This window comes from Pseudundibacterium arcticum, from assembly GCF_042646465.1.
In the GTDB taxonomy this organism is placed as follows: Bacteria; Pseudomonadota; Gammaproteobacteria; order Burkholderiales; family Burkholderiaceae_D; genus Undibacterium_A; species Undibacterium_A arcticum.
This window is the reverse complement of record NZ_JBHRTP010000125.1, coordinates 1-11,218: the sequence shown is the minus strand read 5'-3', so window position 1 is coordinate 11,218 and position 11,218 is coordinate 1. Positions and strand designations below refer to the sequence as shown.

The window sequence follows — 11,218 nt, the reverse complement described above, 5'->3', positions numbered from 1 at the left end:
AATTCATGTGGCGAGTCCGCTCAGTTTCGCTATTTCGGCTTGGCCTGTACCAGTGAGGTACTTAGCCAGGTTGCCAAGTTGCTGATTTCCATGTATCCGCAGTGTCATGTATTCCGCCTCCCTACAGTACTCGGCGTAGAACGCACGGCGACGCGAATCTAGATTCTTCTGGTTAAAAAATAGTACAATAATTTAACCATTATGCTATTATAATATCGTAATAATAGTAATGCTGTTTCATCCACCCATGAGCGCACGAGCGCCATAATTTCCGACGTTGGAAAAGGACTTGATATGTTAGGGAATACAAAAATAAGTGTGCTGGCTTTATTCATGGTTGTGCCGGCAATGGCATTAGCCGGCTTGCTCGTGGTTGACGAGACGGTGCCGACGCCCATTATAAAACCGGCGCCAGTGGCGGTTAAAATCGTTCCAAAGGAAGTGTGGACGGCAGAACGCGGCAGTACATTCCGCGACACTCTGGACAACTGGGCTAAGAAAGCAAAATGGACCGTCGTTTTTGATATGGGTAAAGCTGACTACCAGTTAGAAGGGCCGCTGCGTTTTGAGGGCAGCATTGATGAAGCTGCGGCGCAGTTCGTAAAGCTCTATGAGCGCGCGGAAAAGCCACTGTACGCTGATATTAGCCTTCGTCAGTCCTTAATTTATGTCACAACACGGAAATAAAATGAGAATCCTTAATACGATTGCCCTGGGATTGTTATTGTCCATTAGCGTAGCCGCTTGCTCTACTTTCGGGAAGGTGGATCAACGGCAGGGCGCGATCAACAAGTCCCAAGAAGATACAGCACGACAGGTAGATGCTTTGCGCAAGGCACAAACAAAGCCGGTGCGTGAGACCGTTCGCTACGTGGATGAGCAATGGGTGTCTTTGCGTCCGATGGTCGTAAAGGAAAAGGTAAATGTGCCGGAGCTAAACTGCAAACTAAACTTGCAGACAAGCGAAGCAGTTTCGATTTTTGAATTTAGTCAGATTGTTACGAAATATTGCAATATTTCTGTTCGTGTAACACCTGATGCAATTGCTCAAATCGAGAATCCTACTTCCGTTGCGCAAGCGGCCAACGCAATGACTCAAGCGCCTGTAGTTCCAAACGTACTCGCGTTTCCTCAAGCCGGCGCAGCGAGTCGTCCTGGTGCGCAAAACGCCAATCTGATTGACATAAATTACAAGGGAAACTTGACCGGCCTCCTTGAAATTGTTACGGCCCGGTTTGGCATATTGTGGAAGTTCGAAGAGGGGAAAATCAAGATTTACAACGTTGATACAGAAACGTATCAGCTCCAGACCATCGCTGGTGGTACCGACATGAATTCGGTGGTTCAGAGCGGGACAACAATGGTCAATGGGGTGTCCGGAGGATCTGGTGGAGGGTCCTCTGGTGGGGTTAGCGGCAACAGTGGATCAAGCCAAACGACAACCGTTAGCCTGAAAACCAATATTTGGGACGATGTGACAGCGGCGGTTAGAAGCATGCTTTCGCCGAAGGGGATTTATGCTACTTCGCCGGCAACAGGTTCGATTACTGTGACCGACAATGCCGACGCACTGCAACGGGTAAGGGCGTATGTGAGAAAGCAGAATGAGGCTCTTTCCAAGCAAATTACATTTCATGTCCAGGTCGCTTCTGTCACAACGAACACTTCGGATGCCCTTGGTATCAGTTGGGAGGCGGTATATAAGACCGTCGCAGGAAAATACGGCTTCAGCTTATCGAATGCAAACGGTGCAGTCGAGGGTGGCACGAGCGGCAGTTTTTCAATCGTTAATACCAGTTCCTCTCCGTGGGCCGGAAGCAAGGCAATTTTGGATGCGTTAGCCGAACAGGGCGGCGTTAGCATTATTCGCAATCCGTCGGCCTCGACGCTTAATTTACAGCCGGTATCTGTCCAGGTGGCTCGCCAAAATGGATTCCTGGCAGGCTCTCAAAATGTATCCACGGCCTCGGTGGGTAATACAACGACTATCCAGACGGGAATCGTAACGACTGGCTTTAATATGTCTCTCCTGCCATACGTACTCGAAGACAATCGCATGCTGCTGCAGTTCAGCATCAATCTTTCGTCCTTGCGGGACATTCGCAAGGTCTCGTCAAATGGTTCAAGTGCGGAAGTTCCAGAAGTCGATCTTCCGATTAATTCGACACAAAAAGTACGGTTGCGCGCTGGTGAGACTTTGGTAGTGTCCGGATTCGACCAGTTGGATGAATCGTCATTAAAGTCGGGCGTCGATTCACCGAACAATATTGCCCTCGGTGGGTCGATCAAAGGAAGCACGACTAAAACAAACCTGGTCGTCTTGATCACTCCTGAAATCATGGAGTAGTCATGACCAAAGCCGATACACACAATCAGGATCAGCGGAGTGCGGAGGAAGTCCGCAACATCGTAGTGATCAATGATAAAAAGTTTGTTGCTGGTCTGTTTTGGCAACAGCTTTCGTCGCCGCGCGGGTATATGGCCGAAGCGCGCGGTATTGGGAAATTGCGCAATTGGGATGTGGTCGCCATTCGTCGCGGGACACGCATTCAAGCCGGCTTTGTGAGCAAGAAAATAGGCGCGATGAAGGGGATGTATAGCCTTGCTGCGTCGCTGGCCGGACAATTAGGCCCGTCGTGGCTCGGCGCATTCGCGCTGGCCGATGGAAGGTTCGCGGTAGTTGCGGTTCAAGATAATTCGATTGTGCCTGGCTACGATGTGATTCTCAATCGGGATGAAGCACTTCATAAGCTGAGAGAGTGCGCCAATCTTTTCACCTTCCAAGAAGATCAAATTTTTGCGCCAGCGGAATTTCAATTTGCACAGCGCGAAGTTGATATAAACGAACTCCTTAAACCGAAACGGTTGAAGGCGGATAACAAACTGAAGCAATTGCGCTTCGGACTGACGGGCGGTGAACTCGTTACAGGCCTTGTGTTGATCGCAATTCTGATTGCTGCTGGAGTCGGTTTTGTTCAATTTCAGGCGTATCAAAAGCAAAAAGCACGCGAACGTCTGATTGTGATCGAACTGGCACGGCAAGCCGAATTAAAACGTCTGAACGAGAATACAAAACAGAAGCAATCGATGCAGGCGCTTGCTCATCCGTGGGCGTCCTTACCAAGCGCACTGGATTTTGCTACCAACTGTTGGGGTGTCATATCGACTGCGCCTCTTAACATCGGTGGATGGGTCGCGGATAGTGCGACATGCGATGCTAAGGGAGTCACTTTCCAATACAAACGAACAGTTGAAGGGACTACGGTACAAGCTTTTATTCGAGAGGCCAGCGGTCAGTTCCTTGATCTTCCGCAATTTGGGGTGCAGTCAACCGTTGCAACCGTCAGACGTGACTTGAAGGCGCCGTTTACGGGTGATGTGGCTGTTGAAAATGTGGATATTGTATTGACGGAATTGACGACATTGTTTCAATCCGTAGGAATCGCTGCGCCCTTTGCAGAAAAGAAGATTGAGGTCCCGATTCCGCCACCTATACCCGGACAACCCCCGGCGTCGGCGCCGCAACCCGATTGGAGTGAATTTTCGTTCGATTATGAAACAGATGAATTGCCACAAAAATTCGCCGAGGTAATCGTCCATAAAAATGGTGTTCGCATACGACAAATTATTGTAAAACTGAACGACGAAGATGCAACCCTCAAATTCAAAGTATCAGGAGACATCTATGCAAAGCTTTAAATTCAACGTTGTTACGGGCTTTCTGGCACTCAGCGCTTTGTCGCTGGGGGCTGCAGCTGCAGAGGTCGCAACATTTGGAGATCTCGCAAAGATCCAGGCGCAAACTACCTTGCTGAAAGCCCAAGCAAAGCAGGAGGATGCGAGGGCGGAGTTGGCAAGTAAGCGCGCGATCGGGGCTGATAGTGACGGAACTTTGCCCGTCCTGAAATCGATTTTGAACGGCGATATCGTTTTTATTTACCCAGGCAATGTCAAAGTGCCGGCGCGCGTCGGAGACGTGATTCCGGGCGGTTACATCGTCGCAGAGGCGAATGACGCGGCACAAGTTGTCCATCTAAGGAAGGGAAGGGACAAATATTCGGTCGGTTTTTCGGCGGTAGTTCCAACTGCTAGAGCCACTGCCAAAGAAAAGCCACAAAACGCATATCAAATGCCTTCTATTATTCCGCCAGGTCAATAAAGGAGTCCAACATGGGTGCGAATGACCTGGTTCTTGAGGCACAGGTTATCTCCAATTCCGGGCCTATTCAGGTGCCGATTGCTGATAGGGAGAAGGTCTGTCTGACGGCGGATGGAATTTTGTACGTGGCGCAATCGTACAAACAAGACATGTCGGTGATGTCATATATTGAGTTACTCAAGCATATGGACGTCGAATACCGAATGGTCGTTGTTTCGGTTGAACAGATTCAAAAACTGTACGCTGGTGCGCAATCAAAGACTGTGCAAAATGACAGTTCGTTTAGACAGAAGCAAATTGCGGCATTGATTGGTGAGGCCGTAAAAGAAGGTGCCAGTGACCTGCATTTTCGGAATGGTGAAAAATCGACCGCTGTATTGATGCGGGTAGATGGTTATCTTGAACCCTTGCATTCATACAATAGCGAAGACGGTGAGGCGTTGTGCGCGACAATGTATGGCTCTATGACCGACGTTGCGGACACGCAGTACAAGAAGGGCACTTCGCAGGACGGGCGCATCAAGCGTGAGTTTTTGAAATCGATGGGGCTGTATAGCGCCCGAATTGCGACTCGTCCAACAAATTACTCAAATCTTGTGGTACTGCGGCTGCTCTATAACGCCGGCATGAAAAAATCTCTTTTGGAGCTGGGTTATGACAACGACCGGCAAATACCATTGATTCGCAGGATGACAAAGCGGACCACCGGGATCAATATTTTTTCAGGCCCTACTGGATCTGGCAAGTCAACCTCACTTGATGCGCTGCTGTCCGAAATGATGAAGCAGATGGGCAGCAAAATCCATTTGCTGACCATAGAAGATCCGCCTGAGTATCACATCGATGGGGCGGTGCAAACACCTCTGATTTGTGATCGCGATGATCCCGAGGCGGTTGGACGGGAATGGACGCGCTCTATCAGTAGTTCAATGCGACTTGATCCAGATGTCATGATGATCGGGGAAATGCGTGACAAGGACTCTGCTGCTACTGCTTTTCGTGCAGCGATGACCGGTCATGGTGTTTGGACCACGCTGCATGCCAATACCGCTTTACAGGTGTTGGATCGACTGGTCGATATTGGCGTTGCTCCCACGTTCGTAACTGATGCGTCGCTCGTTACTGGCCTCATCAATCAGTCCCTGGCCGCGTTGAATTGTCCTGATTGCAAACGTCCATATTTAAAGCACAAACATGACGTAGAGCCCGATCTACAGCAACGCATCGAAAAACATTGTGTCCCGGCGAATGTATTTTTGCGAGGCGTGGATCGTGGTTGCAAATCGTGTAAAGGTCGTGGAATTAAAGGCAGAACCGTATTGGCAGAAGTATGCATACCTAACCAAAAAATCATGAATGAATATCGCAGAGGGGGAGGAACAAAAGCGCGCGCATTGTGGGTGAAAGAATTTAACGGCATGACGAAAAATGCGCACTTGATCTACAAAATTAACCAAGGTCTGATCGATCCGGCCGTAGGCGAAGAAAAAGTGTGCCCTTTGGACGAAGACGAAATTACATTGGCCTGACGCCCGGAGAAAAATGAATGTTTGATTTCGATAAAGTGCGGCAATGGTGGATTGCAGGACAATTCAGGGTGAAAGATCGCTTTGAATTTTATGAAATGTTGACCCTGTTGCTCGATAACGGCGTGATCTTGAAGGTAGCTGTTGAAAAGCTGTACGGCGTGTTTAGCGAAGAAGGGAAGAAGCCGCGCAACATCATCGCGATGGTTTGCCAGGATTGTCTTATGGGGATCAACGACGGCAAGGCAATCTCTGATGTGCTGTTCAATTGGGTAAGCTTTGACGAATACTCATTGATCCAGGCGGGAGAAAAATCGGGGAACTTGCAGGCGTCTTTTCGTAAAGCGAAGATGGTGATTGAGAGCAAAAAGAAGGTGATGACGGCGGTCTGGACTATGACACTTTATCCCTCTTTTCTTTTCCTTATGTCAGCTTATCTGTTGCGGAAGGTTGCAACCGATTTGGTGCCAAAACTCGGCCGTGGTTCAAATCCGGAGACGTGGAGCGGGGAAGCACAAGCGCTCAAACAAGTGGCCGATCTGGTGACAAATTATGGTTCTGCCTTAGTCATTGGTATTCTGGTTTCCGTGGTCGCTATCATCGTCAGCTTGCCTCTTTTGCGCGGGAGAGCGCGCTACTATCTTGACAAAATACCGCCGTGGAGCATCTACCGAATGCTGCATGGGAGCACATTTTTTTTGAACGTCGGAGTACTGTTAAGTGCGGACGTGCATCTTCCTGTGGTTCTAGAAATGTTGAAGGCTCGCGCGAATCCTTGGTTGAAGGAGCGAATCGAAGATGCTTTACATGGCGTCAATATCGGTGCAAACCTTGGTGAAGCGTTACATAGAGCGGGTCACGATTTTCCCGACAGGCGCGGAGTTCAACTTCTTCGAATTATTTCGGGACAAAGCGGCTCCGAAGAAAATCTTGAGGCGTTCGGTAGCCGATGGATGGAAGAGAGTGTGACCAATCTTGGCAAGGCTTCGAAGCTGATCCTGGCGTGCGCGATCAGTTTTAACGGCGCAATCATTCTGCTCGTATTGGCCGGTTCCAGTGGTATGTCAGACGCTCTAATTAATGGTATGCGGCAATAAAAATGTATTTTTTGTAGTAGATTCGCCGGGTGTGCTTATATAATGTAATACGTTTTTTAATTCTAATTTTTAGGGGGTGTCATGAGTACAAATTTCCAACGTCGGAAATCCAGTGTCAATCAACAATACGGTTTTCTGTCCATCGAAGTAATTATCGTGCTGATTGTAGTGCTCACACTACTGGCTCTCGGCGCGTCCAAGATGGATATTTTGACCGGCAATTCAGATACAACCGAAGAGCTGAGTAACGTACAGACACTCTTTGCGAATACTAAGGGGCTAAAAAGTACATCTGGTTACGGGGCAAGTGGGACCGATCTAGTTCCTACGCTTGTATCGAATCAAAGTATTCCGAAAAATATGTCTGTTGTTACCGGCGTGCCGTACAACCTATATGGCGGCACGGTCCAGGTAGTAAGCAATGGACCAAACTACACCATCACGCAGAACTCCGTTACCGCCTCCGGCTGCATCAAGCTCGCCACGAAGGTATCGCGTGGCGGTACGTTCGCGACGACCAAAATCAATGCCAACACCGCTATCGTCGGCGAGGTTACTGCGGCGGTTGCAGGCACTCAATGCAGTGCTGCGACGAACACGATCGCATGGACAACAACGTCGTAAAACCCAAATCCTGCGAGGTCACAGTATGAAACAGATCAATGAAATTAACTTTGTTGATCTCTACATCGGGGATGACTTTGCGGACATAACCGGGATGGGGGGCATGCAAGGGCGATGTGTGGCTCCCATTGAGTTGGACGACGATATAAAAGCAATTCGTCTAGAGTGCGGCAAAATTTTTGCAAAGATGCGGGAGGAAGAATTCTCTCTAAATTACGACGATATTATTTTCCGGGTTACGGCGATGAATGATGTAATGGGAAAAACCATTTACATTCTTCGCCGCTCATCTGCATCAATTCGCCCGTTGGCCGATCTTGGTTTGGCCAAGCCCTTGATCGATAAATTGTTGGCGCGCGATATGCGCGGTTTGGTGCTTATTGTTGGAGAAATGGCGACCGGTAAAACGTCTACCGCATCGTCATTGGTTGTTGAATGGCTAAAGTTAAATGGCGGTGTGGGCATTGCTTTGGAGGACCCCGTAGAGACGCCCCTAAACGCGATATGGGGTGATGGGAAATGTTACCAAATTCCCGTTAGTGATCGACGCGGCGGCTATAAGTCAGCCATGCGGAAGGCCCTTAGAACCGGTTCCAACATTATGCTTATCGGCGAAATTAGGGATGAGACAACGGCGGCTGAAGTGCTAAAGGCAAGCATCAACGGTCACTATGTAATTTCAACTTTGCATGCTGGTGGCCTGGTTCAAGGCATTGAGCGCATGTCCGCGTACTGTAAATCAGAACTTGAAGACACGAATCAATTAATGGCTGACGGATTGGCTATGGTTATTTGGCTTTCTTCAACAAAAATATCTACGCCCGGTGGTGCTCACATCACCAGAATTAAAGCACACTGCCTCGAAGTTAAAGATATGGTCTCGGTCAAGGCGAAAATCAGGGATGGCAAAGTAAGTAGTCTGAGTGACGATGTGGCACAACAGGCAACCATACTCGCATGGACAATGCAGCAAAAGCTAACGTCATAGGGACAAACATGAAAGCACGAATCCAGAAAGGCTTTTTATCATTCGAAGTCATTATCGTAATGGTAGTTGTGCTTTCCGGCCTTAGCCTCGGCATCCAATGGCTTGAGAATGATGCCGACATGAAGATTAACCAAGCCGCTGCGGAGCACGCTAAAGGGATCATGGATGGTGCAGCGAGCATGATTAAGGCCAATTATTCGACTGTTCAAGCCGCCGCAAATCCGCTCGCAACTTATACGACAACCGATATTGCCGGCTATCTTGGGTCGAACTTTGCGACGGTCAACCCCTACGGGCAATCGTATTCGATTCGAGTCTTCAAGACCGCAGCGAATAAATTAGAAACAATGGTTGTCGCGACAGGCGGGGAGGTGATAAGTGAAAAAAATATCCGCAACATTGCACAATTGATGGGTGCGTCAGGCGGTTATGTCTCGTCGCTCGATACAACAAAAGCGCAGGGTGCGTACGGCGGGTGGACGATGGGGTTCGCCAACTATGGAAGCTCTCCTGGTGGCGGGAAAATTGCTGGCGCATTGTTTTTTCAGGACGGACAACAAGTAAGCGATTATCTTTACCGCAATGCGGTGGGCGGTCATCCCGAATTGAATCAAATGAATACGGCGCTCGACATGACGACCAAAGATGTTAATAACGTGGGCGTCTTGAGTGGTAAGCAAGCAGCCCTCTCTTCTGATGGTGCGGGAACCTGTTGTGCGCCGGCAGGCACCACGCCGACTCTCATGCTCTCCGAGAGTACATCGTCAACCGGTAAAAAGCCGACCATCCAATTTCACTCTGCGGGCTATGCTGAAGGCTATATTGCACTCTCCGGTAGTGGCGAGCCTCGCCGGTTTAACCTGCGTGATAATCAAGGCGTGGGAATGGGTTTAGATGCGAGTGGAACGATTACCGCGCCGACTGTTGCCGTGCCAGGGGGGAACAATCTGCAAGTTGGCAGTTCGGCTTTTTACGGCGATACGGCAAACTCGGCCGTGCGACAGAACGGTAGTTTTTATGTTCAACATTATGATGGATCGCCAGCTCCGCTTGTTGTCGGCGATATATATGCAAACAACGGCACGTTAGTAACGCAGCGTGATTATTGGGCGGTAATGGCGCGCAATGCCGCTGCGCAGGATAACGCGCAGGCTCAAAGTGCTAACGGATCAGCCTACTTAAACGACGCTTACTTTCGCAGCATTGGCAAATGGGCCAGTCAATTAGGCGGCTACACAAACTTCTTTCAGGTGACGGGACCGAATGCCGGTAAATTGACTACCAGCTATGCGACGTGTCCCGGTGGAACTCGTATGTTAAGTGGCGGCTATCAATTGGTTTGGTGGGATAACGCGGAAAATGCACCTGACGTTAACATCCCCGACCCGGGTTCCAATTCATGGATGATCACAGGATCTGGATCGAATGCCGTGTTCCGACCGTTCGCAATGTGCGCGAGCTGATTTGATCCGCATGCAATTAGGCAAGCCTGTATCGTGAAGCAAAAAGAGCTACGTCAGAAAATGCCGGGATGCGGCGCCAATCATCAATTGTAGTAATCGTGATTTGATCTGACAGGATGTGTCTGCCCATGAATGTCGCAAATCGACCCGAACCAGCCGGTCAGGATTCCCAAAAGCAGCCGTTCAACACCTGAGTTCACCGGCGCCGCACCGCTTTATCGCGCAGCGAACGGTAGAACGGTGGGTTGGGCGGCCTAGTGCTATGCCCCTACAGCAAATGTCGCAGGTACTTAATGAGTGGACTCACAATTGGCATTTCGCCAAGTCTGACCCTTATGACAATTGCCCCACATATTACGAGAAGCAAAACGAACAAGAACCGCCCAAGTATGGAGATCGCGTTTTTTACGCTCCAGCGTTGTGTTGAAGCAGTTCCTTCTGCGTGAGGTGAACCGGAACTCGGTGACGGCTTTCGTGACGAATATACATTTACAAAAAGTCCGATTAGCCCACCGACAAACGCGCCGGCAATGATGGCGAGTGCCAACATGAGACGAGACTCAGCCGTAGCGTGATCGCTCGATGGAAGAAAAAGCATTCCTATGAATGCGCCGCCAATGAAGAACATAGAATCGACCTCGACGGGGCGCCCAGTGAGTAAGGTTCCGATCTTGTTGATTGCATAGTTTGCGATCCAAAGTAGTGCAAGGAGCGCGACTAAGCCGACCAGCCAAACGATTTGACCAAATAAGTCTGTCATTGAATCAATATCGGTCAGTAATTCCGTTTCTCAGAGAGCAATGCTGTATTTGCCCCGTACGCGGTCAAACACCCACTTATCTAGTTTTTGATTCTCAGTGATCGACAGCATAGGGGCTATGAAGTCGTAACCGGTACCCATGTTGATAAATCGCATGCCGTCTCGGTAGCTGGGCGAATGTTTCAACTCCTCGTTCAGTAGCTCCACGAAACGGTCAAAGGAAACAAGTGCTTTCTCGTGTTCAACCATAAGAAACCTCCTGCAATGACGATCTGTTGTTACCGACCGAGGAGTTGGGCGGCACAACATCGTGGAGCGCCCTTTGAAGTGAACGACATGGATGCCGGCTCATTTGCTCAATGTCGGTATATTTCCCAGCAACGCCCGTTATTTCAGCATCAATGTCGGTTCAATTTTTTTATCAGGAGTCCGGGTTGAGCGCAGGGATGGGCGACTATCAAGATGCACTGGACTTGAACCCCTTGACGATCCAAGCAACAAGACACCCAGCGCCATACAGCATTGTGTTGCTGTGGAGTCTTTGCGCGACTGTCCGGATTTCGCCCTGAGTCAAGGGAACCAGTCAATATCGCGTGGAGCC

Annotated in this window: 10 protein-coding genes; 9 read left to right on the top strand and 1 reads right to left on the bottom strand. The window is 49.5% G+C overall.

Going from position 1 to position 11,218, the window contains the following annotated elements:
- Window positions 1–294: 294 nt before the first annotated feature.
- From ACFOFO_RS26440 to pilV, 9 genes are all read left to right on the top strand, one after another.
- A complete protein-coding gene (locus ACFOFO_RS26440) occupies window positions 295–687 on the top strand; it encodes a TcpQ domain-containing protein (protein WP_390329786.1) in 393 nt (130 codons plus the stop codon).
- A gap of 1 nt (window position 688) precedes the next feature.
- Window positions 689–2,347, top strand: a complete 1,659-nt coding sequence (gene pilN / locus ACFOFO_RS26435) for a PilN family type IVB pilus formation outer membrane protein (RefSeq protein WP_390333547.1) — start codon at window positions 689–691, stop codon at window positions 2,345–2,347.
- 2 nt (window positions 2,348–2,349) lie between these two features.
- Window positions 2,350–3,699: a type 4b pilus protein PilO2 gene (gene pilO2 / locus ACFOFO_RS26430; protein WP_390329778.1), complete on the top strand. Its 1,350-nt coding sequence runs from the start codon at window positions 2,350–2,352 to the stop codon at window positions 3,697–3,699.
- Window positions 3,686–4,159: a hypothetical protein gene (locus ACFOFO_RS26425; protein WP_390333545.1), complete on the top strand. Its 474-nt coding sequence runs from the start codon at window positions 3,686–3,688 to the stop codon at window positions 4,157–4,159. Before pilO2 ends, ACFOFO_RS26425 begins: the two co-directional genes overlap by 14 nt.
- 11 nt (window positions 4,160–4,170) lie before the next feature.
- Window positions 4,171–5,688 carry a GspE/PulE family protein gene (locus ACFOFO_RS26420; protein WP_390333543.1) on the top strand — a complete coding sequence of 506 codons (1,518 nt, stop codon included), beginning with the start codon at window positions 4,171–4,173 and terminating at the stop codon, window positions 5,686–5,688.
- A gap of 17 nt (window positions 5,689–5,705) precedes the next feature.
- The gene (locus tag ACFOFO_RS26415) at window positions 5,706–6,782 is read left to right on the top strand and encodes a type II secretion system F family protein (RefSeq protein WP_390333540.1); all 1,077 of its coding nucleotides are present in this window, start codon (window positions 5,706–5,708) and stop codon (window positions 6,780–6,782) included.
- A gap of 81 nt (window positions 6,783–6,863) precedes the next feature.
- Window positions 6,864–7,406 (top strand): type 4 pilus major pilin, encoded by a 543-nt coding sequence (locus ACFOFO_RS26410; protein WP_390333539.1) that lies wholly within the window; start codon window positions 6,864–6,866, stop codon window positions 7,404–7,406.
- Window positions 7,407–7,431: 25 nt separating this feature from the next.
- Window positions 7,432–8,394, top strand: coding sequence for an ATPase, T2SS/T4P/T4SS family (locus ACFOFO_RS26405; protein WP_390333537.1), 963 nt, complete (start codon window positions 7,432–7,434; stop codon window positions 8,392–8,394).
- A complete protein-coding gene (pilV, locus tag ACFOFO_RS26400) occupies window positions 8,364–9,857 on the top strand; it encodes a shufflon system plasmid conjugative transfer pilus tip adhesin PilV (protein WP_390333535.1) in 1,494 nt (497 codons plus the stop codon). Before ACFOFO_RS26405 ends, pilV begins: the two co-directional genes overlap by 31 nt.
- Window positions 9,858–10,647: 790 nt before the next feature.
- Here the strand turns inward: pilV and ACFOFO_RS26395 are convergent.
- Window positions 10,648–10,866: a hypothetical protein gene (locus tag ACFOFO_RS26395; RefSeq protein WP_390333533.1), complete on the bottom strand. Its 219-nt coding sequence runs from the start codon at window positions 10,864–10,866 to the stop codon at window positions 10,648–10,650.
- Between the last annotated feature and the right edge of the window lie 352 nt (window positions 10,867–11,218).

Bases quoted from the DNA above. Each gene is read 5' to 3' on its own strand.
- ACFOFO_RS26410 (WP_390333539.1), top strand. From the start codon at position 6,864: ATGAGTACAAATTTCCAACGTCGGAAATCCAGTGTCAATCAACAATAC.
- ACFOFO_RS26425 (WP_390333545.1), top strand. From the start codon at position 3,686: ATGCAAAGCTTTAAATTCAACGTTGTTACGGGCTTTCTGGCACTCAGC.
- ACFOFO_RS26395 (WP_390333533.1), bottom strand. From the start codon at position 10,866: ATGGTTGAACACGAGAAAGCACTTGTTTCCTTTGACCGTTTCGTGGAG.
- pilN (WP_390333547.1), top strand. From the start codon at position 689: ATGAGAATCCTTAATACGATTGCCCTGGGATTGTTATTGTCCATTAGC.
- pilO2 (WP_390329778.1), top strand. From the start codon at position 2,350: ATGACCAAAGCCGATACACACAATCAGGATCAGCGGAGTGCGGAGGAA.
- ACFOFO_RS26415 (WP_390333540.1), top strand. From the start codon at position 5,706: ATGTTTGATTTCGATAAAGTGCGGCAATGGTGGATTGCAGGACAATTC.
- ACFOFO_RS26420 (WP_390333543.1), top strand. From the start codon at position 4,171: ATGGGTGCGAATGACCTGGTTCTTGAGGCACAGGTTATCTCCAATTCC.
- ACFOFO_RS26405 (WP_390333537.1), top strand. From the start codon at position 7,432: ATGAAACAGATCAATGAAATTAACTTTGTTGATCTCTACATCGGGGAT.
- pilV (WP_390333535.1), top strand. From the start codon at position 8,364: ATGGACAATGCAGCAAAAGCTAACGTCATAGGGACAAACATGAAAGCA.
- ACFOFO_RS26440 (WP_390329786.1), top strand. From the start codon at position 295: ATGTTAGGGAATACAAAAATAAGTGTGCTGGCTTTATTCATGGTTGTG.